The 23,385-nt window shown below is 68.7% G+C and carries 18 protein-coding genes and 1 riboswitch; of the genes, 8 read left to right on the forward strand and 10 right to left on the reverse strand.

Annotation, left to right across the window (positions count from 1 at the left end):
* Position 1: 1 nt before the first annotated feature.
* The 8 genes from AC1ROD_RS13510 to AC1ROD_RS13545 all read right to left on the reverse strand — a co-directional run bounded on the left by AC1ROD_RS13510 (position 2) and on the right by AC1ROD_RS13545 (position 9,935).
* A complete protein-coding gene (locus AC1ROD_RS13510; RefSeq protein ID WP_492948783.1) occupies positions 2 to 1,360 on the reverse strand; it encodes a sulfite reductase subunit alpha in 1,359 nt (452 codons plus the stop codon).
* 1 nt (position 1,361) lies between these two features.
* Complete coding sequence (locus AC1ROD_RS13515) at positions 1,362 to 2,354, reverse strand: FAD:protein FMN transferase (RefSeq protein ID WP_492948784.1); 993 nt, start codon at positions 2,352 to 2,354, stop codon at positions 1,362 to 1,364.
* Positions 2,355 to 2,452: 98 nt separating this feature from the next.
* Positions 2,453 to 3,367 (reverse strand): DUF4198 domain-containing protein, encoded by a 915-nt coding sequence (locus AC1ROD_RS13520; RefSeq protein ID WP_492948785.1) that lies wholly within the window; start codon positions 3,365 to 3,367, stop codon positions 2,453 to 2,455.
* A gap of 14 nt (positions 3,368 to 3,381) precedes the next feature.
* Positions 3,382 to 3,897 (reverse strand): DUF2271 domain-containing protein, encoded by a 516-nt coding sequence (locus AC1ROD_RS13525; RefSeq protein ID WP_492948786.1) that lies wholly within the window; start codon positions 3,895 to 3,897, stop codon positions 3,382 to 3,384.
* 37 nt (positions 3,898 to 3,934) lie between these two features.
* Positions 3,935 to 4,624, reverse strand: a complete 690-nt coding sequence (locus tag AC1ROD_RS13530) for a PepSY-associated TM helix domain-containing protein (protein WP_492948787.1) — start codon at positions 4,622 to 4,624, stop codon at positions 3,935 to 3,937.
* A 76-nt stretch (positions 4,625 to 4,700) separates the two neighbouring features.
* Positions 4,701 to 6,749 carry a TonB-dependent receptor gene (locus AC1ROD_RS13535; RefSeq protein ID WP_492948788.1) on the reverse strand — a complete coding sequence of 683 codons (2,049 nt, stop codon included), beginning with the start codon at positions 6,747 to 6,749 and terminating at the stop codon, positions 4,701 to 4,703.
* A gap of 47 nt (positions 6,750 to 6,796) precedes the next feature.
* A complete protein-coding gene (locus tag AC1ROD_RS13540; RefSeq protein ID WP_492948789.1) occupies positions 6,797 to 8,413 on the reverse strand; it encodes an ATP-binding protein in 1,617 nt (538 codons plus the stop codon).
* A 109-nt stretch (positions 8,414 to 8,522) separates the two neighbouring features.
* Positions 8,523 to 9,935 carry a glutamate ligase domain-containing protein gene (locus tag AC1ROD_RS13545; RefSeq protein ID WP_492948790.1) on the reverse strand — a complete coding sequence of 471 codons (1,413 nt, stop codon included), beginning with the start codon at positions 9,933 to 9,935 and terminating at the stop codon, positions 8,523 to 8,525.
* A gap of 71 nt (positions 9,936 to 10,006) precedes the next feature.
* Between AC1ROD_RS13545 and AC1ROD_RS13550 the strand changes: the two genes are divergently transcribed.
* The 8 genes from AC1ROD_RS13550 to AC1ROD_RS13585 all read left to right on the forward strand — a co-directional run bounded on the left by AC1ROD_RS13550 (position 10,007) and on the right by AC1ROD_RS13585 (position 20,728).
* Entirely contained in the window at positions 10,007 to 10,579 is a 573-nt protein-coding gene (locus AC1ROD_RS13550) for an isochorismatase family protein (protein WP_492948791.1), read from the forward strand.
* Positions 10,576 to 10,908, forward strand: a complete 333-nt coding sequence (locus tag AC1ROD_RS13555) for a hypothetical protein (RefSeq protein ID WP_492948792.1) — start codon at positions 10,576 to 10,578, stop codon at positions 10,906 to 10,908. Before AC1ROD_RS13550 ends, AC1ROD_RS13555 begins: the two co-directional genes overlap by 4 nt.
* Positions 10,908 to 11,735 carry an LD-carboxypeptidase gene (locus tag AC1ROD_RS13560; protein ID WP_492948793.1) on the forward strand — a complete coding sequence of 276 codons (828 nt, stop codon included), beginning with the start codon at positions 10,908 to 10,910 and terminating at the stop codon, positions 11,733 to 11,735. The genes AC1ROD_RS13555 and AC1ROD_RS13560 overlap by 1 nt, the downstream gene beginning before the upstream one ends.
* Before the next feature lie 112 nt (positions 11,736 to 11,847).
* Complete coding sequence (locus AC1ROD_RS13565) at positions 11,848 to 12,822, forward strand: alpha/beta fold hydrolase (RefSeq protein WP_492948794.1); 975 nt, start codon at positions 11,848 to 11,850, stop codon at positions 12,820 to 12,822.
* Positions 12,819 to 15,338: a spermidine synthase family protein gene (locus AC1ROD_RS13570; RefSeq protein WP_492948795.1), complete on the forward strand. Its 2,520-nt coding sequence runs from the start codon at positions 12,819 to 12,821 to the stop codon at positions 15,336 to 15,338. The genes AC1ROD_RS13565 and AC1ROD_RS13570 overlap by 4 nt, the downstream gene beginning before the upstream one ends.
* Positions 15,335 to 16,348, forward strand: coding sequence for a protein-L-isoaspartate O-methyltransferase family protein (locus AC1ROD_RS13575; protein WP_492948796.1), 1,014 nt, complete (start codon positions 15,335 to 15,337; stop codon positions 16,346 to 16,348). Before AC1ROD_RS13570 ends, AC1ROD_RS13575 begins: the two co-directional genes overlap by 4 nt.
* Positions 16,349 to 16,519: 171 nt before the next feature.
* A complete protein-coding gene (locus AC1ROD_RS13580) occupies positions 16,520 to 20,059 on the forward strand; it encodes a TonB-dependent receptor (RefSeq protein ID WP_492948797.1) in 3,540 nt (1,179 codons plus the stop codon).
* Positions 20,060 to 20,197: 138 nt separating this feature from the next.
* Positions 20,198 to 20,728 (forward strand): P-loop NTPase family protein, encoded by a 531-nt coding sequence (locus AC1ROD_RS13585; RefSeq protein ID WP_492948798.1) that lies wholly within the window; start codon positions 20,198 to 20,200, stop codon positions 20,726 to 20,728.
* On the opposite strand, the gene metB is transcribed toward AC1ROD_RS13585, so the two are convergent.
* Both metB and metX read right to left on the reverse strand, forming a co-directional pair.
* A complete protein-coding gene (metB, locus tag AC1ROD_RS13590) occupies positions 20,725 to 21,930 on the reverse strand; it encodes a cystathionine gamma-synthase (protein ID WP_492948799.1) in 1,206 nt (401 codons plus the stop codon). The two genes, AC1ROD_RS13585 and metB, sit on opposite strands and share 4 nt — an antisense overlap.
* Positions 21,927 to 23,015: a homoserine O-succinyltransferase MetX gene (gene metX / locus AC1ROD_RS13595; RefSeq protein ID WP_492948800.1), complete on the reverse strand. Its 1,089-nt coding sequence runs from the start codon at positions 23,013 to 23,015 to the stop codon at positions 21,927 to 21,929. Before metX ends, metB begins: the two co-directional genes overlap by 4 nt.
* A gap of 67 nt (positions 23,016 to 23,082) precedes the next feature.
* Positions 23,083 to 23,194, reverse strand: a riboswitch (SAM riboswitch).
* Between the last annotated feature and the right edge of the window lie 191 nt (positions 23,195 to 23,385).

A 23,385-nucleotide genomic window follows, 5' to 3' on the forward strand; every position in this document is an offset into this window, starting at 1 on the left:
CCTAATACACGTCCCGTCGGTACCGTCCGGCCTCGGACAGCGCGATCACCTGATCGGCCCCTAACGCCTCCTCCAGCGCCGTATGGACGCCGGAGGCCATGCCTTCCAGAGAGCCGCAGACGTAAAGGGCCGCGCCCCGGTCGACCCAGCGGCGGAGTTCGTCGGCCCCTTCGGCGATGACGGCCTGGACATAGCGGCCGTCGCCGGCGTCGCGCGAGAAGGTGCGGTCCAGACGGGTCAGGACGCCCGAGGCCAGCCAGGCCTTGAGCTCGGCATCGTGGAAGGCGTCGTGGGCGGCGGTGCGCTCGCCGAACATCAGCCAGGCCTCGCCAGAAGTCCGGGCCTTGAGGTGCCCGCGCAGGCCGGCCAGACCCGTGCCGTTGCCGATCAGGATCATCGGGGTTCCGGCGGCCGGGCCGTGGAAGCTGCGGTTCACCCGCACCCGCATGGCCACTTCGTCGCCGAGGTTCGCCTGCCCCGTCAGCCAGCCCGAGGCCAGACCCGGCGTCCCGTCGGGATGACGCATCAGCCGCACCAGCAGCTCCAGCCGGCCGTCGGCGGGCAGGGAGGCGATGGAATATTCGCGCGCCGCCGGACGATCGCCGTCCGGGGCGGGGACGCCGATCTCGACGATGTCGCCGGCCAACCAGTCGGGCGTGTGGTCGATCGGTTCGAAGGCCAGGTGGAAGGCCTCGCCGCCGGGGCTGCCGGGGTTGAGCAGGCGCCGCTCGACCAGCTTCCAGCGATCGTAGGACGGCGGGGTCCAGTCGGGTTCGGCGTTGGAGCCGGTGACGGCGTTCAGCTGGTGCTGCCAGTGACGGATGGCCTCGGGATCGGCGTCATCGACCTCGACCAGATCGAACAGGGGCGCGGCGCCCGACCGCTTCAACCAGCCGTCCACGACATGGGCGAAGCCGCAGTAGTCCTTGTAGCTCCGGTCCCCGAGCGCCAGCATTCCGTAGGTCAGGTCGGGCAAGGCGGCGTCGCGGTCGAGGATGCGGCGCAGGACGCGGCCCGCGCTGTCGGGGGCGTCGCCTTCGCCGGTGGTGGCGACGACGAACAAGGCGCGCTTTGCCGCCGTCAACATGTCGAGTTCGAGGTCGGCGAAGGAGACGACGCGCGCGGCCTGACCCGCTTCAGTCAGGGCGCGGGCGGTCATCAGGGCCAGCTCCTCGGCGAAGCCCGTCTGGCTGGCGTAGGCGATCAGGGTGGCGTCGGAACCGCCGCCGCCGAAGGCCTCGGTGCGGGCGCGGTCGGCGCGGCGCGCCCTGGCGTTGGCGATGGCGACCGCCACGCAGACGATCAGCCAGAGAACGACGGCGACGCCGGCCGCGATCCAGTGGACGGGATCGGTCGTCACGTCAGGCTTCCTTCGGCTCGTCTTCAAGCATGGCGGCATAGAGCGGGGTCATCCGCTCGATCGGTCCACGCGGAGTCCGTTCGACGAAATGGGCGGCCAAGCCATAGGCCTCGGCGAACTCGGGACCGTCATAGGGACCCATGACGGTCAGGGCCGTGGCGAAGGCGTCGGCCTTCATCGCGGAAGGATGGACCACGGTCACCGAGGCCAGACCGTTGTCGATCGGGCGACCGGTGCGGCCGTCGACGGTATGGGAATAGCGGCGGTCTTCGTGGGTGAAGGCTTTGCGGTAGTCGCCCGAGGTCGCCAGGGCGATGTCGACCAGGGCGATCAGGGTGCGAGGCGCCGGGCTGCCCGGCGGCTGTTCGATCTCGACCCACCAGGGCTGGCCGTCGGGCTTGACCCCCGCGCCGCGCAGCTCGCCGCCGATCTCGATCAGGTGGGAGGTGGCGCCCATGGCGGTCAGGCGTTCGGAGACCCGGTCCACGGCGTGACCCTTGGCGATGCCGGAGAAATCGAGCTTCATCCCGCCGGCCTGAACGGCCGCGCGAGCGTCGCGGTTGAGGCGCAGCGACTGCCAGCCGCCCAGCGCCTGGGCCGCGTCGATCTCTTCATCGGAGGGCAGGGGAGCGTCGGTCGGCCGCGGCCCCGGCGGGCCGAAACCCCAAAGATCGACGAGGGCCCCGAGTGTCGGATCGACCGCGCCATTGGTGTCGTCGGCGATGTCCAGCGCTGCGTCGAGCAGGCTCCAGAAAGGCTGGGAGAGGGCCCAGGTTCCGGCAGGGGCGCCGTTGAAGCGGCTGATCTCGCTGGTCGGCTCCCACGGGCTGAAGACGGCGATGACGGCGTCCAGCTCCTGCCGGATGGCGGCGTCCAGCGCCTCCTTGTCCACGCCGGGAGGAGCCACGATTCGGGCCGACCAGGTCGTGCCCATGGTGTCGCCGCCGAGCGTCCAGACGGTGTCGCTGGGCGGGCGCGACGGCGGGGCGCTCATCGGCGGGATCAGGACGCGGTTGTCCGCACCGTCCTCCTCAGACGGCGAACCGCCGCCGATGAGGACCGGCGGCGGCGCGGCTTTTGACCCCTTGAAGGTCAGGGGAAGACTTCCACGACGGCGGTATAGGCGGCCGAGGGCGTCGGCGGGCCGGCCATGCCGCGACCGCCGCCGGGACCACCGGCCGGGGCGCCTTCGGGACGAGGGCCTTCAGCACGCGGGCCTTCGGGGCGGGGGCCTTCGCCGCCTTCACGCTGGGGCGCGCCGCCGGGGCGGTTGACGGTGTTGATCCAGTACATGCCGGCCTCGGGCCAGGTGACCGAGAACTTGCCGTCGGGGCCGGTCTTGACCGCGATCTCTTCCGGGGCGTCGCGATACTTCAGCCCGCCGCGCGCGATCGTCACGTCGGCGCCGGCCAGCGGGGCACCGTCCTTGAGCAGCTGGAAGGTCGCGGCCTCGCCCACGGCCAGTTCCGACGGGTGGGTGGTCGGGACCATCTCGATGCCCTGACCGGTCGGCTGGAAGACGGTGGTGGTCGGCTCGCCCAGGGTGACGAAAGTCTCCAGACGGTTGGAGTTGATCGCCGAGACGACGTCGGTCGCGCCCGCCGGAATGTTGGCGGCCAGTTCAGTCGCCGGACCGCGCCAGCGGCCGGGCGCGCCATTGAGGTTCCAGGTGGCGTTGGCGGTCTGGGACACGCTGCCGACACGATAGGTGCCGGCCTGGGTCAGGTGGACGTCGAAGGTCGAGCGCCACTGGCCCTGCATCGTGTGCTCCAGCGGCACGTTGGAGCCGTCCGGCGCGGTGGCGCGCAGATTGTCCAGACGCATGGCGGCGTGGTCGGCGTCGAACACACCGTTCGAGATACCGGCGTCAAAGCCGACCCAGCCGTCGGTGCCCGACAGGCTGGTGGTCGAGGGCAGGATCCAGGCGCGGTGAGCCTGGGCCGACAGCGGCGCGGCGAGGGCGGCGATCAGGGCGACGACGGCGGCGCCGGCTTTAAAGCGGTTCATGTCCGGGATTCCTTTCAGCGGCTGACGGCGACGGAGACGGCGCCCAGTTCGGAGGTTCCGGCGACGCGGCCGGTGTTCGCGGCGCCCCAGCGGAAGGGCACGCGGACGACCTCACGGCCGCCCTGTTCGCGGGCGGCTTCGACCACGAGGTTGTACTGGCCGGCGGCGACACCGGCGAGGCGGGCGGCGGGGATGGTGATGGTCTGACGGCCGGGCGCGCGGGTGGCGCCGGAGACGCCGTCGGCCGGCATGCGCATGGCGCGGCCGCCCTTGCGCCACCAGGTGCGCAGGTCCTTCAGCCAGTTCTGGCCTTCATTGTCCGGCTTCACCTGCTCGTACCAGACGGCCAAGGTGCGCACGGTGCTCTGGTCGGCGGGGTTCTCGATCCAGACGGCGACATAGGGGCGGTGGTAGGCGGCGACCGGCAGGCGGGGGATCTCGATCGTCACGGTCAGGTCGGCGGCCATGGCCGGGGCGGCGACGGCGGAGGCCGCGGTGACGGCGAGGGCGGCGGCGGGCAGGAGGCGCATCGGTTCTACTCGGTCAGTGAAAAGGGATCGGGGAGGATCAGTGGACGAAGATCAGGGCGATGATGACGGGGATCAGCAGACCCAGACCTACAAGAGGCCAGGTCATGGGACGGCTGCGCGAATGCAGCCAGAGAAGGGTCAGGCCGGTCACCGCGAAGATGATGCAGGCGGCGGCGAAGACGTCGATGAACCAGTACCAGATCGGTCCGGTGTTCCGGCCCTTGTGCAGATCGTTGATGTAGGCGACCCAGCCCTGGGAGGTGACTTCATACTGGGCCTCCCCCGTTGCACGGTCGATGGTCAGCCATCCGTCGCCGCCGGGCATGGCCAAGGCCACATAGACCTCGTCGGCGGTGGTCTCGGTCGGCTTGCCGCCGATATTGGCCTTGAAGGTCTGGGCGGCCCAGCGCGCGACGGCGGGCGGGACGGGGGCGGCGGTCTCCTCCGGCATCTCGGCCAGACGGGCCAGCAGCGGAGAGGGCAGGGTTCCGGTCTGATCGGCGACGACGGGGGTGGCCTTGATCTGGGCCGCATGGTTCAGGGTGATACCGGTCACGGCGAACAGGATCATCCCGGCCAGGGCCAGACCCGCCGAGATCCAGTGCCAGGTGTGCAGCTGCTTCAGCCAGAAGGCGCGCGCCTTGTTGATCGCCGGCGGCTTGGCGCGGGCGGTGTCGGCGGTCTTGTCAGGCGTTTTGGAACGCGGGTTTGCGGCGGCTTCGGTCACGCCGTGGCTGTGCCATATCTTGCGAACGATTTGCAATAGATGCGGATGCGAAACCGATCTCCCGCGGCGCTTTTCCTTACCAGTTCAGGCTGATGCCCGCGCGGATCGTGCGCGGCGGGCCATAGCCGGCGACGCCGTCGGCGGTCTGGGAGACTTCGACAGTCTCATCGAACAGATTGTCGGCGACGGCGTAGAGGGTGACGCCGTCGCGCAGGGCGTAGTCGGCCCGGGCGTCGAGCGTCAGGGCGGCATCGAGCGTGCGGCTGTTCAGATCGTCGTCGAAGCGGGCGCTCTCGTAGCGGGCGCGGCTGGACAGGGTCAGACGGTCGGTCGCGCGCCAGTCGATCCCGGCGGTCGCGCTCCACTCCGGCGCCTGGGCGGGCCGGAGGCCGGTCAGCTGGGGCGCCGAAGTCCCACCGTCCATCTCCGCATCGGTCCAGCTAACGGCGGCGGTCAGGGTGATCCGGTCGAGGCGCCGTTCTGCGTTCAGCTCGATCCCGGTCGCCTCGATGGTCCCCGCGTTCTGGCGCTGGCGCAGGACGCCGCCAGCGGGCACGAAGCCGCCACGGGGCAGGGCGGCGATGACGCCGGGGCCGGTCCCGATGGTCACATTGACGATGGCGTCCTCGATCCGGTTCCAGAACAGGGTGGCGCCGAAGGTCGTGGTCTCGTGATCCCACGACAGGCCGGTCTCGAAGCCCTGCAGCCGCTCGGGTTCGAGGTCGGGATTGGATTCGGTGATGTCGTTGCCGACGCGGAACGGGCGGTGCAGCTCATTGATCGTCGCGGGCCGGAAGCCGGAATAGGCGGCGGCGCGGGCGGCCCAGCCGGAGCCGAGGTCACGGCGGACGGCCAGCCGCGCCGAGGTGACCTCTCCCGAGCGGTCGGCATAGGTCTCGTCCAGCAGGGCGGCGCCGGTGGCCCGGTCCAGCTCCAGCCGATGGCCGTCGGCGTTCTTCCATTGATCGAGGCGCAGGCCCCCCGCGACCAGCCAGGCCCCGCCCGTCCAGGAGCCCTCGGCATAGCCGCCGACGACCGAGGTCTCGCCGCCAGCATAGCGGTCGCGGGTGAAACGGTTGAGCGGGGCGGACCAACTGAACCGCTCCTGAGTCTCGCCCTCGGCATAGCGGGCGTCGGCGCCAAGCTCCCACTCCAGCCACCCGCCAAACAGACCGATCGCGCTCTGTCGCAGGGCCAGATTGGCGCCCCAGCCCGTGGCGGGCGTCGCGTACTGGTCATTGGCGGGAGTGGTGGTCGACCGGTCCGCCGCGACCGAGGCGGAGGAGTTCGAGAAATCGCTCTCGCGCCGCCAGACCTGGGCCCGCCAGCCGAGGGCGCCTTTCGATGGCGTACGACTGAGAGTCGCCGAATATCCCTGACCGCTGGCGGAGGAACGGGTGTTCAGAAGGCCGGATCCGCGATCCTCGTCATAGGCGGAGGCGCGTAAGGAAAGGGCGGTCAGGTCGTCGAGGCCGACGTCGGCGCGTAGGGCCGCGCTCTTGGTATCCAGGTCCAGTGGAGTATCGGCCGCGCCCGCCGCCGCGCCGCGCACGGGGACATAGCCGTCGGAATGATCCAGCAGGACCGAACCGGTGATCGCGACTCTTCCGCTCTTCAGGGTGGTCGCCGCCGCCAGTCGACGGCCACCGTCCTCTCCGACCGAAGCGTCCAGCATCCCGCCCTCGCCGTCGCGTTCCCTGAGCGCGATGACCCCGGTCAAGGCGCCGGCGCCATAGGGACCCGCCCCTGCGCCACGCACGATATCGAGGCTCTCAAGGCTCTCCGGCGCGACCTGCGACCAGATCACCCAGCCGCCGAAGGGATCGTTCAGCGGCACGCCGTCCAAGGTCACCAGGGTCCGCCCGGCGCCCGACGGGGCGATGGCGCGAAGGCTGATGCCCTGGGTCGTCGGATTGGCCCCGAGGCTGGAGGTGCGGCGGAACAGGGAGACGGCCGGGACCGTCGCCAGGGCCTCGTCCAGACGCGTCGATCGGTCCAGTGTTGTCTGATCCAGCCGGATCACCGAGAAGGCGGCCTCGCCCGCGGCGGGCGGCAGGCGGGCGGCGGTGACCACCACCTCCGGAAGCTGAACGGGTTCGGGAGGCGGAGGCGGGGTCTGGAACATCGAGCGTTACAATACCCGACTTCGGTCGCGGTTGCGCAGCCAATGGCTCAGGCGGCTTCAACCTGTATTTCAGCCTGATTGCCCTCGCCCGAAAGCGCCAGCCGTATGGCGTTCAGAAGAGCGTCGGCCTGGATCGGCTTCTGGGCCACGCCATTCATCCCGGCCGCCAGATAGAGGCGCTCGTCCTTGGGATCGGCATTGGCGGTCAGGGCCAGGATCGGGATACAGGCCTCGGTGCCCGTCAGGTCGCGGATCGCCCGGGTCGCCTCGACCCCGTCCATGACCGGCATCTTGATGTCCATCAGGACCAGATCGAAGCGCTCGGCCTGAACCCGATCGACTGCCTCGCGCCCGTTCTCGGCCGTGGCGGTGGTGCAGCCGAACAGCTCCAGCATCTTCGACGCCACGAAGCGGTTGGTCGCGTTGTCGTCGACGATCAGGACGTGGATCGTCTCATGCGGCGTCGGCTCGGCGATCTTCTCGCGCGCGTCTCGCACGTCCGGACCGGCCTCGGGCAAGGCGACGGTGAAGCGGAACCGGGCCCCGCCCTGCGGCGAGCGCTCGACGGCGATGGCGCCGCCCAGCCGCTCGACGATCTGGCGGCAGATGGCCAGACCCAGTCCGGCGCCGGCGCCTTCGCGCCCCGCCTGACCGGTGTTGAAGGGGTCGAAGATGGTCGCGGCGGCCGCCTCGGACACGCCCGGGCCACTGTCATCGACCATGCCGGTGATGATCAGGTCGCCGCCGCGCGCCGCGCTCTCGATGCGCACCTCGACCTCGCCGGCCTGGGTGAACTTCAGGGCGTTGCCGATCAGGTTGTTGAACAGCTGCTTCAGCCGCATCTCGTCGCCGACGATCCAGTCGCCGGCGGCGGTGTCGCAGACCACGGACAGGGAGAGACCTTTCTCCTCGGCGCGCGGGCTCCACAGGGCGAGGAGGTCCTCACCCAGCCGATCCAGATGCACGGGCGCGGTCTCGAAGCTCATCAGCCCGGCGTCGGCGCGCGACATGTCCAGCGCATCGGTCAACAGGCGCAACAGGCTCTGGCCGGAATCGAGGATGGTGCGGACATAGGGGCGCATCTTTGCCTGGGTCAGCTCCCGCTCCATCAGGGCGGCGACGCCGAGCACCCCGTTCAGGGGCGTGCGGATCTCATGGCTCATCACCGCGAGGAACTCGGACTTGGCGCGGCTGGAGGCGCGTGCTTCCTGCTCGGCGCGGCCCAGATCACGGACGAGGGTGCTCATTTCCTCGGCGCGCTTGCGGTGGATGACGGCGCCCGCCTGCAGCACATGGACGCCGGCGCCGACCCCGACGTATCGGCCGCCCGAGGTGACGATGAAGCCGTTCAGCAGCCCGCCCAGATCCGAGGCGTCGAGGCTCTGGAACAGGATGGCGGCGTCGGCCTGGGCGTCGAGGATGCGGGGCCGTTCGTTCATCAGGCTGGAAGCCGGACGGCGGGCGTAGAGGGCGCGGCCGAACTCGGCGGCCATCCTCAGGGTGAAGGCGTTGCGCTCGATCAGGCCGACGGGGCGATCATCGACATCGACCACGGCGATGACCAGCGTATTGGGCTCGGACTGGAACCGGTCGAAGATCTGCGCGCCCGGCGTGTCCGGCGACACGGCCGCCACCTTGCTGATGAAATCCCCGATTCGGGCCATACAAAACTCCCCTTGTCCGAAGGGGCGTGTAGGGCCGAGGATTTAACGCCAGCTTTGCCGGAAATGAAGGTTTTTAGATCATGTCGTGACAGGTGTTCCGGGTTCGGAATTAAAGCCGGGCCAGAAGCTCCGCCGCGAACTCCGACAGGGTGTCATCCCGGGCGCCCATGACGATGATCCGGTCGCCGGGACGGGCCAGTTCGACGATGCGGTCGCCGCAGGCGGGGCGGTCGTGCAAAGCCTCGGCGGTGCGGCCCAGCGCCCGGACCCCGGCGGCGATGTCCTCGGACCCTACGCTGCGGTCGGTGGTGCCGCCGTAATAGACGGGCTCGGGCATGATCAGCACATCGTCTTCGCGCATCAGTCCGGCGAAGCCCTCGATGAACTCATGCTTCATCAGCTTCAAGGGCCCGAAGCCGTGCGGCTGGAACAGGATCAGCAGTCGGCCGTCGAAGGCGTGCAGGGTCTTCAGGGTCGCGGCGATCTTGTCGGGGTTGTGGGCGAAGTCGTCGATCACGGTGACGCCGTTCCGCGTGCCGACGACCTCCATCCGGCGACGGATGCCGGCGAAGGTCTCCAGCGCCTTGACCGCCTCCGCCAGCGGCACGCCGAGCGCGCGCACGGCGCCGAGAGCCGCCAGCGCATTGGCGACATTGTGGGCGCCGGGGACGTTGAGGACGGCCTTGATGCGCGCGCCGCTGGAGCGTTCCACGAGGTCGAAGGTCATGCCGGTCGGCAGGGGCTTGAGGTCGTGGGCCGAGAGGTCGGCGTCCTCATTGCCCAAGGCGAAGGTGATCACGGCATCGGCGCGCCCGTCGTCGACCATGGTCTGGGCCAGGGCCGCGGTCTCGACGTTGTCGAGGTTGAGCACGGCCGTCTTCGCCCGGCCGGTGAAGCCCCCGAACAGGTCGCGCAGCTCCTCCATCGACTTGTGATCCAGCGAGATGTTGGAAACGACGGCGACGGTCGGATTGTAGCGGGCGATGGAGCCGTCCGATTCATCCACCTCGGCGACGAAGAGGAAGGGCGAACCGGGCAGGGCGCTGGCGTAGGGGTGATCCCCGTCGGCGAAATTCTTCATCACCGCGCCGTTCACGACCGTCGGCTCATCCTCCTGCGTATGCAGAATCCAGGCGACCATGCCGGTGATGGTTGACTTGCCGCTGGTGCCCGCGATCCCGACCGAGGTGTCGGCGGCGTTGAACAGTTCGCTGAGCAGTTGGGGCCGGGTCTTGATCGTGGCGCCGACGCGTTTGGCGGCGCCGATGTCGGGCACGGTGTCCTCCACCGCGCCGGTCGCGATGACGATCTGCTCGGGCCGGGTCACGCCCGATCCGTCCTGCGGATGCAGGGTCACGCCGTGGGCGCGCAGCCAGTCGAACTTCTCCGGCGTGCGGCCTTGGTCCAGCGCCCGGTCGGAGCCCTCGATCCGTCGGCATTCCTGCGCCTGAACGATCATGGCCAGCGGCAGCATGCCGGAGCCGCCGATTCCGCAGAAGAAGTAGGAGACGTTGGAGGTCATCAGGCTTTACAACAGGGCTTCGTCGCAAACCGCCAGAGGGTTCGCGGCAGGAATGGGTCTTCGGAGGCTTCGTGACGCTTGAAATCGATCCGGGCAAGACCGCCCTCGTCCTCATCGACCTTCAGGCCGGGATCCTCGCCAGTACGCTCGCCCCCTATGACAGCGCGACGGTGGTCGAAAACGGCCTGACCCTGGCACGGGCGGTCAATGCGGCGGGCGGGACGGTGGTCGCCGTCAACGTCAGTTTCGGCCCGGGACGGATCAACGGACCGCAGGGGCGGATCGACAACCCGGTCTCCACCGATCCGGTCCCGGCGAACTATGCGGAGATCGTCCCCGAGCTTCTGGCGCTGGCCGACATCACGATCACCAAGCGGCAGTGGGGCGCGCTGCACGGGACGGAGCTGGACACCCTGCTGCGCCGACGCGGGACAGACACGGTCATCGTCGGCGGGGTCGCCACCAATTTCGGGGTCGAGTCGACCGTGCGTGAGGGCTGGTCGCACGGCTATTCGATGATCGTCGCCGAGGACGCCTCGACCACCTTCTCGGCCGCAATGCAGGACTTTCCGATGAAGCTGGTCTTCCCCCGCATCGCCCGGGTGCGGTCGGTGGCCGAGATCGTCGGCGCGTTGGGAGGATGACCGTGCCGTCCCTCAAAGTTTTCGGCCTCCGGGTGCTGAATACCCTGTTCGGAAGCCGTCTGACGCCGGCCGAGGCGGCGTTCGCGGCCGCGTCCGCCCCACCAGGATGGATGAACAGGGCCTATGGGATATCGTTGTCGGTTGTGTGCGCCGTTATCCTTTTTTGCATCGTCGCCGAACGGGGATGGCTGCCGATCCCGAACTCGCCGCTTATCGGGACGCTCCATGGTTTCGCGACGCCTACGGCGCTTCTGCTGATGATTGCGTGGCAACTGATCATCGGACACTACCAACGTCGCGCCAAAGCCCGGATAACGCCCACCCCATGATGGCCAATACCTTCAAAGTCGGCGTCGTCTGCGTCAGCTCCCGCTTCGCGAAGGAGCGGGCCGAGCAGGTCGAGGCCTGGATGGCCGAGCACCATCCCGAGGGCGACGTCGCCGTCACCTTCCATCCCGCCTGCTTCATGAAGCACGGCCATTTCGCCGGCGACGACCGGGCCCGGGCCGACGCCTTCGTCGAATACGCCAACGACCCGCGCTTCGACGCCATCTGGTTCGCGCGCGGCGGCTATGGTTCCTGCCGCATCGTTGAGGACGTCATTCCGCGCCTGAACGACGTCGCCCGGACCAAACGCTATATGGGCTATTCCGACGTCGGGACCCTGTTGGCGGGCATGTACAAGGCCGGGTTCAAACATCTGGCCCACGGGCCGATGGCCTCGGATTCTGTGCGCCACGACGCCACCGCCGAGCGCGCCCTGGCCTGGCTGGTCAATGGCGACGAAAAGGGGCTGGAACCGTCGCTGGCCATCGACAAGAAGAAGGCCGTCGCCTTCAATCTGACCATCATCGACCAGCTGGTCGGCACGCCGCTGGAGCCTGACCTGACCGACCACGTCCTGATGATCGAGGAGGTGTCGGAGGCGCTCTATCGCGTCGACCGGATGATGTTCCACCTGACCAGCCAGCCTTCGATCCGAAAGGTCGCGGGCATCCGTCTGGGGCGTGTCTCGGACGTGACGCCCAACGATCCCGACTTCGGCCTGACGGCGCAGGAGATCGTCCGCTACTGGTGCCACCGCTCCGGCATCCCCTTCCTCGGCAAGGCGGACATCGGCCACGACGGCGACAACAAGATCGTACCCTTCGGCTGAGCCTTGCCTCGGGCGGATAATGATGCGCGGCGGACACGCCTGTGTGGCGTCGTTAACGCCTGTTAAGCGAGCCCTATCGACACCGGCGAATTGTCAGGGCCAGATGCGGGCGATGGAGCCCTTTGGCGCACCACTGCTGGCGGCCTGGACGCGTGCGGCCGCCGCCGGCGTGGTGTGGCTGGTCGTCTCGGGTTTTACGGCAGGTCCGGTTACGGCGTCGGGGGGCGCCCAACCGGTCCCGGGGATAGGGGCTGTCGAGAGCCGGAGCTTCATCACCAGCGACGGGGCTCGCCTTCATTATCTGGAGGCGGGCCCCGGATCTGACTCACTTTCAGGCGGACCACCCACCGTCGTCTTCGTGCCGGGGTGGACCATGCCGGGGTGGATTTTCGAGCACCAGATCGACGCCCTGAAAGGTCGTTTCCACGTCCTCGCCCTCGATCCGCGCGGTCAGGGCGAGAGCGAGGTCACGGCCTTCGGCTACAGCTACGAACGGCGCGGTCGCGACATCGGCGAACTGATCGACCATGCGGCGCCGGGCCCGGTGGTCCTCGTCGGCTGGTCGCTGGGTGTGCTCGACAGCCTGGCCTGGGTGGCGGGGCAGGGCGACGGGCGGATCGCGGGCCTTGTCCTGATCGACAACTCCGTGGGCGAGGAACCGGCGCCCGTCGCGCGACCCGGCGCCGGGAGTCCCGCTGATCGCGCGGACCTTCCCGAAGACGAACGCCGTCACCGCCGCGCCGCCTTCGTCGCCTCCATGTTCGCCCATGATCCGGGCGCGGACTATCGTGCGCGCCTGACCGATCAGGCCCTGCGCATGAGCCAGGCCGATGAACGCCGCCTCCTGGCCTATGACGCGCCGCGCAGCTACTGGCGCGCCGCCCTGCATTCGACCGACAAGCCGGTCCTCTATGTCGTCCGCCCGCGTCTGAGGGCGCAGGGTGAGAACCTGATCCGCACCCATGCCGACGCGCGGATGGAGGTGTTCGAGACCGCCGGCCACGCCCTGTTCGTCGACGAGGCCGACCGGTTCGACGCCCTGCTGATCGACTTCCTCGATCGCCGCGTCGCGGGAGCCGTCCATTGAAGGGCGCCGCGGACAGCCGTGCGGCCCTGATGCCCCTGTTCCTGATCGCGCTCGGCGTGGTCGGGATCGAGAACGCCCTGACCCGATACTTCGCCGTCGCGAAATGGTCGGAGTACGGCTACTGGATCATCTCCATCGTCATGGCGGGGTTCGCGCTTTCGGGCGTCTTCGTCGCCCTGTTCCGCGACACGGTGGCGAAGTCGGGCGTGGCGCTGAGAGCCATCCTGCCCGCCGCCATGATCCTGGCCGCCGCCTTCGGTTTCCAGATGATGACGGCCAATCCGTTCAATCCGCTGCAGCTGCAGAACCCGACCACCTGGCCCGATCAGGTCCGCAATATCGGCCTCTATTATGCGGCCCTGCTGCCCTTCTTCTTCCTCGCCGGCCTCTACATCTCCCTGATCTTCGTGCTCAATCACCGGGAGATCGGGCGCGTCTATGGCTACGATCTGATCGGCGCGGGCCTCGGTTCGGCCGTGGCGCTCGGCCTGATGTTCGTGGTCCATCCCTTCCTGCTGGCGCCGGTGCTGCTGATCCCGCTCGCGCTCGGGCCGTGGTTCCAGCCGGGACGGAGTCGCTGGATTGGAGGCCTGCTGGCGCTCGCGGCTCTGGTCGGCGGCGAGTACGTCCTGTTCACCGGGACGGCCCCGGCCTTCAGCGAGTTCAAGGCCATCTACGCCCCGATGAACACGCCGGGGGCGAAGGTGGTCGCGGAGATCCGCGCGCCGCGCGGTCATTATCTGCTGCTCGACGACTTCACCGAGCGGGTCGACGCCGACGTCTCCAACAATGCGGGCATGATGGGGATCGCAGGACCGCCCGCGACCTACGGCCTCTACCGCGACGGCAATCGCATCGCCTCGCTTCCCAAAGCCTTCGGTCGCGACGCCGCCTATGCGCCCAGCGCCCTGAGCGCCGCGCCCTATGTCCTGCGTCCTCATGCGGAGACCCTGCTGGTCGGTCTGTCGGGCGGCTTCCGCATCGCCGAGGCGAAAGCGCTCGGCGCCGCCAATATCGACGGGGTCGAGGGCGAGCCGGTGCTGAAGGACGCCCTGATCCACGGCCTCGGCCCGTCGCCGGCGATGGCGAGCGACCCGACCGTGCGTCTGCTCGAGGGCGGCCCGATCGCGGCGGCCTGGCGGGCGGGACCAAACCGCTATGACCTCATCGACGTCTCGGCCGACTTCGTCGACGCCGCGCCCGCCAATGTCACCGGCGTCACGGTCGAGGCCATGCAGGCCTACCTGGCGGCGTTGCGGCCCGGCGGCGTCGTCTCGATCTCGGTCTCGATCCGCGACTTCCCCGTATATGCCCTGCGCGTCGTCTCGACCGCGCGGGAGGCGCTTCTCGCGGCGGGCGTCGCCGATCCGTCGGCCCACGTCATGATCTATCGCTCGGCCTGGAATGCGCGGATCCTGATCAGTCCGACGCCGTGGTCGGCGGCCGACATCGTGGCGCTGAAGGCCTTCTGCGCGGCCCGATCCTTCGATGTGTCGTGGGCGCCCGGGATGGACGTCGCCGCCGCCCGCGCGACCCTGTTCAACGACCTGCCCAGCGTCTCCTTCGAGACGGGTCAGATGATCTCGAACGGCCCCGACGACGCCATCGCCAATGAGGTCGCAGCCGTGGTCGCGGGCCGCGCCTCGGCCTCCAGCGGGGCCTTCCACATCCGCCCCGCGACACTAGACAGACCGGCCTTCTATTCCTCGCTGCGGATCGAACACCCCCAGACCCTGATCAAGCGTCTGGAGGTCCTGCCCCAGGCGGAGATCGGCGCTTTGGTGAATGTCGCCGTCCTCGGTCAGGCCATTCTGATCGCCCTTCTGGTGCTGGCGGCGCCCGCCCTGTTCGTGCGCAGGAAGGGAATGGCGAAGGAGCCGCGCAAGCTGTGGCCCGTGCTCTATTTCCCGGCGCTGGGCCTCGGCTTCCTGTTCATCGAGATCCTGCTGATCGACCGGGCAGCCTTCTATCTGAACGACTATTCCTCGGCCTTCGCCCTGGTCCTGACCTCGATGCTGATCTTCTCCGGCCTCGGCAGCATCATCGCGGGCAAGGTCGGCGGCCTGCCCAAGGCGGCGTCCGGCATCGGCCTGATCGTGGTCATGGCCTGGATCGCGGCCATGCTGATCGGCGGCGAGGACTATTTGATGCGCACGCTCGACCAGCCGCTGTGGATGCGCGCGGGCACGGTGGTTTTGGCCGCCGCCCCGGTATCGCTGGCGCTGGGCATGCCCTTCCCGCTGGGGCTGATCTCGGTCGGGGACGGGCGAGCGCTTCCGTGGGCCTGGGGGCTGAACGGCGCCTTCTCCGTGGTCGCCACGCCGCTCGCCAATCTGATGAGCCGGGACATCGGCTTCTCGTCCCTGCTGATCGCCGCCGCCGGTCTCTACGTCCTCGCCTTCATGGCCCTGCCCTTCGGGGCGCCGGCCGTACGGCCGGTGATGAAGAGCGCGCCGCAGCCCTCTCTCAACCCGTCGGGCCTCGACCCGGCCTCGCCCGTGGAAAGCCCCGCATGACGTCCTCCGCCATCATGGATCGCCGCGCCCTTCTCGCCGGCGCCGCCGGGCTCGCCGCCCTCCCGCTCGCCGCCTGCGACGACAAGGCGATGAAGGATGTGCAGGCGCGGCTGAATCCAACGCAAGGGTCCGCCGAAACCGCGCCCCCTGCTGCTCCCGCCGCCGCCGCTGCTCCGACGACCGGAACCGGCCCCGCGCCTTCCGCCGTCGTCAACGGCGTCAAGGGGGCGTCCAGCCCCTGGACCTTCGCCGCCTTCCAGACCGCCATGGAGGCCTCGGGCCGGCCCAGCGCCGTCACCGAAGCGCAATGGGCCGAGATCCAGACGCGCAAGCCCGCCGCCATCGCCCGGATCAAGACCTACCTCGAGGGCCGCTTCAACGGCGTCGCCGACCCGAACGTCCTAGCCGCCTTCGAGGCCGTGCCGCGCGAATATTTCCACTACGCCTACGCCCAGCAGGCCTCCACGGCCTATCAGGCCTATGAGGCCGATCCCAAGCCCTGGGCCATCGGACACGGCTCGGTGCTCTCGGACTATCTGGGGCAGGCCTATATGACCCAGCTGGCGGCGCCGAAGCCGACGGACGTCACGCTGGAGATCGGCACCGGATCGGGCTTCCAGTCGTCGCTGCTCAGCCGCGTGGTGCGCGACGCCTACACCATCGAGATCATCGAACCGATCGGCCGGGCGGTGGACAGGATCTTCGCCCCGCTCGGCTATTCCAACGTCCACGGCAAGGTCGGCGACGGCTATTTCGGCTGGCCCGAGGTGACCGAGGGCTTCGACACCATCATGCTGACCTGCGTCGCCCAGTACGCCCCGCCCGAGCTGTTCCGCCAGCTCAAGCCGGGCGGCAAGCTGATCATCCCGATCGGCCAGCCCTTCCGCCGGGGGCAGGTCCTCTATGTCTATACCAAGGACGCCGAGGGCCGGGTCCACAGCCGCCGCGACGTCGGCGTCTTCTTCATCCCCATGACCGGCGCCATGCAGGCGCGGCCCAAGCCGGGCTGACATCCGCCGGGTACGGATAATCCGCCCCGAAAACGCGTGTGTTTCATCGCCGCAACAGGTTTCCTCGATGTCAAACCGTCATCTGACTGAGCGGAATTCGTCGACGAAGCGCGCCTAGATCGCCCCATCCGCGACACCTTGTCGTCATGGATGTTTCCGGGGGGATCTCAAATGTCTTTGTCCAGAATGCTCGCGGGCGGCTCCGCCCTGGCGGTGCTCGCTCTCGCCGCCGCGCCTGTCCACGCGCAGCAGACGACAGCCGCCGTGCGCGGCGTGGTGGTCGACGCCAACGGCGCGGCCCTGTCCGGTGCGACCGTCACAGTGACGCACGTGCCGACCGGCGCCGAGCAGATCATCGTCACCAACGCCGAAGGCGCCTTTGACGTGCGCGGCCTGCGTGTCGGCGGTCCCTACCGGATCGTGGCCGTCGCCCCCCGCTTTGCCTCCCAGACCATCGAGGACCTGTCGCTGAACGTCGGCGACGCCCAGCGCGTGCGCCTGACCCTGGCCCCTGTCGACGAACTGTCCGAGGTCGTGGTCACCGGCGCCCGCCGCGCCACCACGACCCAGCTGGCCAACGTCGGCTCGCGCACCACGGTCGACCGCGAAGGCATTGAATCGGTCGTTTCGGTTCGCCGTGACATCCGCGACATCGGCCGCCGCGACCCGCTGGCCAGCCTTGATTTCGTGGCCCGCAGCACCGGCCCTTCGGGCGGTCTCTATATCGCCGGCTCCTCGCCGCGCGCCAACCGGATCACCATCGACGGCGTGCGCTCGCAGGACAGCTACGGCCTGAACACCGGCGGATTGTCGACCAACCGCGGTCCGGTCTCGTTCGAGGCGCTGGAGCAGGTCGCCATCCAGGCCGTGCCCTTCGACGTGGAGGACGGCGACTTCACCGGCGGCGCCCTGAACCTGATCCTGCGTTCGGGCTCGAACCAGTTCCACGGTTCGGCCTTCTACAACTACCGCTCGACCGACATGGCCGGGAACATCCTGCCGGTCGTCGGCTTCACCAACGGCGACATTCTGGCGGTCCCGCTGCAGGGCGAGCGCAAGGTCGTCAACACGATCGACGAGGACAACTACGGCTTCTTCCTGTCGGGTCCGATCCTGCCCGACCATCTGTTCTTCGCGGCGTCGTACGAGAAGTTCACCAGCTTCGACACCACCGGCACGGGTCCGCTGGGCGCCGGTTTCGCCAACACCTTCAACCGCATTCCGGGCGTCTCGACCGGCGCCGGCGCGAGCCAGGCGGACATCGACACCGTCCTGGCCAACTGGAGCGGCTATGCCGCCTCGACGCAGCTCACGCCCGGCACGGTCGCCCAGGTCGAGCCGATCATCGACGAGAAATATTCGCTCAAGCTCGACTACGACATCATCGACGGCCAGCGGCTGTCGGCGACCTATCGCCACGCCGAAAGCTCGGTCTGGAAGCGCAGCCCCTCCACGACTTCCATCAGCCTGGACACCAACTGGTACGTCCAGCCCGAGGTCGAGGACAACTACTCGGTCCAGCTGAACTCGCGCTGGAGCAACGTGTTCTCGACCGAGGGCCGCGTCGCCTATCGCGAATACACCCGCGGCCAGATGCCGCCGGAAGGCCAGGGCTTCGCCAATATCTCGATCTGTACGGACCCGACCAACCCGGTCGGCGGTGCGACCTTCTCCTGCACCTCCGGCACGCCGTCCATCAACTTCGGTCCCGACCAGTTCCGTCAGGCCAACGTCCTGGCGACCAAGGAGTACGCCGGATCCTTCATCGGCAACTTCACTGGCATCGCCGGCCATACGATCAAGGGCGGCTACCAGTACCGCAAGGTCGACATCTACAACCTGTTCGTCCAGCAGGCCCGGGGCGTCTACTACTTCGACTCGGTCGCCGACTTCGCCGCCGGCCGCGCCAACCAGCTCTCGTACGGCAACGCCCTCAGCGGCAATACGACCGACGCCGCGGCGGTGCTGGACTATTCGATCCATTCCCTGCTGCTGCAGGATACCTGGGACGTCACCGACCGGCTGACGCTGAACTATGGTCTGCGCTGGGACAACTACGTCTCTGACGTGAAGCCGACGCTCAACGCCAACTTCGTTACCCGCTACGGCTATAACAACCAGCAGAGCTATGACGGCATCGACGTCCTGATGCCGCGCGTCTCGGCCAAGTACAACGGCGATACCTTCGAGCTGTCGGGCGGTTTCGGCCTGGTCTCGGGCGGCGTGCCGGACGTCTTCCTCGGCAACAGCTACGGCGCAACGACCGGCGCCCTGACCAACTCCTTCGCCATCCGTCGTCAGGCTGACGGCACCTATTTCGACACCGCCTCCTCGACGGTCATCTCCCAGGCCCAGGGCGACGCCCTGCTGAACCTGAACAAGGCCGACGCCGCCTTCATCACCACGCCTTCGGCGACGGCCAACGCCATCCTGACCGCCGACAGCGCCGCGCGTCGCAACGCCTTCACCAACTCGCTGGCTCCCGGGTTCGAGATGCCTTCGGACTGGAAGGCCAACCTCTCCTACAAGACCACCGTCTGGGGCTTCGACCTCGGCTTTGACGGCGTGATCAGCCGGTCCGAGAACAATGTCGCCTTCCGTGACATCCGCTCTCGCCTGCTGACGGTCAACGGGGTGCAGCAGCTGACCCCGGACGGCCGTCTGCGCTACGACGGCCTGCAGATCGCCGGCGCCACCCCGGCCGACGTCCTGGCCAACCGCGCGGCCCAGGGTCTGCCGGTCGCCACCAACCCCGACCTGGCCAACCTCGGCCTGTTCGGCGACGTCCAGGCCTACAACCCGGACCAGAAGGCCTGGAGCCGCACCGCCGCCTTCTCGGTCGGTCGCGACTTCGGTGAGCTGAAGGCCTGGGTCTCCTACGCCCTGCAGGAAGGCTCGCAGTACGGCGGCATCTCCGAGTTCGGCACCACCGCCGGCGGCAACGGCACCTCGGGCGCCTACTATACCGACCAGAGCTTCGACCGGGATCCGAACGCTCCGGCGCGCGGCGATGCGAACAACCTGATCGAACGGGCCTTCAAGATGAACCTGGCCTACAAGGCCGAGTTCTTCCCTGGCTGGGTGTCGCGCTTCACCCTGTTCGGCGAGCGTCACACGGGCCGTCCGATCAGCTTCCTGATGAGCGACCCGGCCGGCAACCGGAACCCGACCTTCGGCGTCAGCCGCGATGACGCCCTGGCCTATATTCCGAACCTGAACAATCCGGACCCGACCAACCCGCTGCATTTCGTCGATCCAAACGGCGTCAATGTCTTCTTCGACAGCCAGACCTCGGTCGATCGCCTGAAGGCGGTGGTCAACCAGTTCGGCCTGCCCATGGGCGGCATCCTGAAACGCGGCATCGGCCGCAACCCGGACGTCGAGCGCTTCGACTTCCAGTTCGCCCAGGAGATCCCCAGCCCGGTCCGCGGCAACAGCCTGCTGTTCACCGTCGATATCGCCAACCTGGGCAATCTGCTGAACAACAACTGGGGCGTGGTGAAGGAGTATTCCAACAGCCGCTCGGGCGCCGTCATCGTCAACGCCCAGTGCGCCTCGGCCACGGGCGTCGCCGCTGGCCCCGCCAGCCCGGTCTGCGCCGCCTATCGTTACAGCTACACCACCGCCAACGCGACCACGGCCGCCACCCCGACGGTCGATCAGGCCGCCAGCCTCTGGTCAGTGGTGCTGGGCTTCAAGTACCGCTTCTGACGACGCCGGAAGGGGCTGTCCTGCGAGGGGCGGCCCCGGCTTTCCCGACCTGAAGGGGCCGTCCCGCCGGGGCGGCCCCGCCTTTTTCCCGATCAGTTCCGGCTGGTCATCGGCGACGGATGCCGCCACCTTGGCGGCATGACCCTCGACGATCTCGGTCCGCGCCTCATCATCCTGGGGCCGTCGAACAGTGGCAAGTCGACCCTGGCCGAGGCCATCGCGCGGGCGCGGGGGCTTGAGGCCGTGCATCTGGATCAGTTGCACCACCTGCCGGGCACAGACTGGGTCCAGCGGCCGCCCGCAGAGTTCGTCCGCCTGCACGCCGAGGCCATCGCGGGCGAGCGCTGGGCCATGGACGGCAACTATTCACGCCTGCTGCCCGCTCGACTGGCGCGGGCCACGGGCGTGATCCGGCTGGAGCTGCCGACGGCGGTCAGCCTGTATCGCTACGCACGGCGGAGCTGGTTCGAGCGGGGCAGGGTGGGCGGTCTCGAGGGCGGGCGCGACAGCGTGAAGTGGCTGATGATCCACCACATCGCCGTCACCACACGCGCGAACCGGGAGCGTGACCGCCGCGCCTTTGAGGGCTTCGATCTGCCCAAGATCCGGCTGGCGACGCCCGCCGCCCTGAACGCCTTTTACCGCGACAACGGCCTGACCCGGTCCTAGGCGGCTTCGGCCTGTTCGACCGAGACGGCGTCCAGGGCCTGGACCAGGTCGGCGATCAGATCGTCCTGATGTTCCAGACCGACCGAGAGACGCAGCAGGCCGTCGGTGATGCCGGCGACCACGCGGGCCTCGGGCGTCATGGCGGCGTGGGTCATGGTCGCCGGGTGGGCGATCAGGCTTTCGACGCCGCCCAGCGATTCCGCCAGGGTGAAGGTCTCCAGCGTCTCGACCAGGGTGCGCACGGCCTCGACGCCGCCGACCAGTTCGAAGCTGAGCATGGCGCCCGGGCCCTGCTGCTGGCGGGCGGCCAGGGCGTGGTTCGGGTGCGACTTCAGGCCGGGGTAATAGACCGTCTTCACCGCCGGGTGGGCTTCCAGCAGGGCGGCGACGTGACCGGCCGTCTCCTGCTGGCGCTCGATGCGGGTGAACAGGGTGCGGATGCCGCGCATGGTCAGATAGGCGTCGAAGGCGCCGCCGGTCACGCCGCGGCAGTTGGCCCACCAGGCCAGTTCCGCGTGGTCGGCCGGATCGGCCGAGATCACGGCGCCGCCGACGACGTCAGAGTGGCCGTTGATGTACTTCGTGGTCGAGTGGACCACGATGTCGGCGCCGAGTTCGATCGGGCGCTGCAGGGCGGGCGACAGGAAGGTGTTGTCGGCGACCACCTTGGCCCCGACCGCATGGGCGCGCACGCAGATGTCGGCGACGTCGACGACGCGCAGCAGGGGGTTGGACGGGGTCTCGACCAGAACGAGCTTGGGGTTCAGCGCGAAGGCGGCGGCGAGGGCTTCCGGATCGCCCTGGTCGACCCACAGGACCTCGAAATGGCCCTTCTTCGCATGGGCGCACAGCAGGCGGTGGGTGCCGCCGTAGCAGTCGTGCGGGGCGATCAGCAGGTCGCCGGGCGAGAGCAGGCTCAGCGGCAGGTCGACCGCGGCCATGCCGGTGGCGGTGACCACACAGCCGGCGCCGCCTTCCAGCTCGGCCAGGGTCTCGGCCAGGACGTCGCGGGTCGGGTTGCCCGAGCGGGCGTAGTCGTACTTCCGCTTCTGGTCGAAGCCGGCGAAGGAATAGTTCGACGACAGATAGAGCGGGGGCATGACCGCGCCGTGGGCCGAATCCTGATCGACGCCCGAGCGGGCGCAGATGGTGCGGATGTCTTTGGCGGTACGGCCATTCAGGCTGGAAGCGGGGCGGGTCACTGGTCGATATCCTTGAGGGCGGAGCGGAGGATGTCGCCGACGAGGGCGTCCTCCTTCAGGAAGGCGTCGTGGCCGTACAGGGACGGAGCCTCGACCAGACGCCACAGGGTGGGCAGGCGGGCCGCGAGTTCGCGGATGTCGTCGATCGGCACCAGCCGGTCGGAGGTGAAGCCGACCAGGGTGACCGGGGTGGTGATGGCCTCGGGCGTGACCGAATGGCGGTCCAGCGAGTCGGACATCGACAGCCAGCGTGAGGGTGTGGTGTGGGTGCGGTAGGCCACCCCGCGCGCGGTCAGATATTCGCAGACCGGATAGGCCTGACCGGCGGCCAGGGGGGCGGTGGTATCGAAGCGCTCGGAGAACTCCTCGGCGGTGCGATAGGTGGTCATGGCCAGTTCGCGGGCCAGGGCGACGCCGTCCTCGGGCCGGCCGGCCTCGACCGCCAGCTTCAGGATGCGGCGCTGGATGCCGCGCCAGGCGGTGGCTTGCGGATGGGCGCGGTGGGCGGCGGAGACGACGATCAGCTGCTCGGCCCAACGCGGGAAGAGTTCGCCGAAGGCCAGGGCGATCATGCCGCCGTAGGAGCAGCCGACCACGGCCGCCACGGTCTCGGCGCCGAGGTGATCCAGCAGCAGGCCCAGCAGTCGGGCCTGGTCGTGGGTGGTGATGGTGGCGGGCTCGTCACCCGCGTCTTGCGCACCCGGCGCATAGTCGAAAGCCAGAACCTGACAACGGCGCAGGTCGATAGGGCCGCCGGCGGTGACGGCGTCCGACCACCAGCCCAGACCGTTGGTCTCGGTGCGGTGTACGAAACGGCCCGCCGAGATGCCGCCGGCGACGACGACCAGAGGCGCGCCCTCGCGGCCGTGCAGCCGGCCGGTGACAGTGGTCTGGTTCAGGCGCTGGCCCGATTGCAGGCGGAAGTCGGCGGGGATTTCGACGACGACGTCGACGGCGTTGCCCTGACGAATGCGGCGCAGATCCGGCACGAAGCTGCGCGGCTTGACGTCCAGACGCGCGACGGCGTCGTCCAGGGTACATTCGGGTTCGGTGGTTTCGGTATCGAAGGCCATCGTCGTCTGCATCAGTCCCGCTCAGCAAGGACCCGATGCGGTGACAGATGCGTGGATGCGCCGCCGTATACCGGCGCTCCACTCATCTCTCGCGACCCCGAAAGGTCTCGCAGGAGTTGGCACCGTTCGGACGGAATCCGATGGTTGCCCCGACGTCAAAGGGCCTATCCCTCGGTCGGTCTTGATGAGTGATCTAACCGTGAGGCAAAACGGGGGTTCAGGTCAAGCGGAAAAATCCACCGGATACCCGCGCAACAGCTTCCCCGCTGTGCCGCGTTATACTCGTCGTAACCCGACTATGCGCAAAAAACTTCCAAGACGGGGTTGACGGCTGCGTTCCGGCCCGACACCCTTAGACAACGATTTTTGCAAGGTTCACCCC

The sequence above is a fragment of the Brevundimonas sp. GW821-FHT12E07 genome (assembly GCF_058807035.1).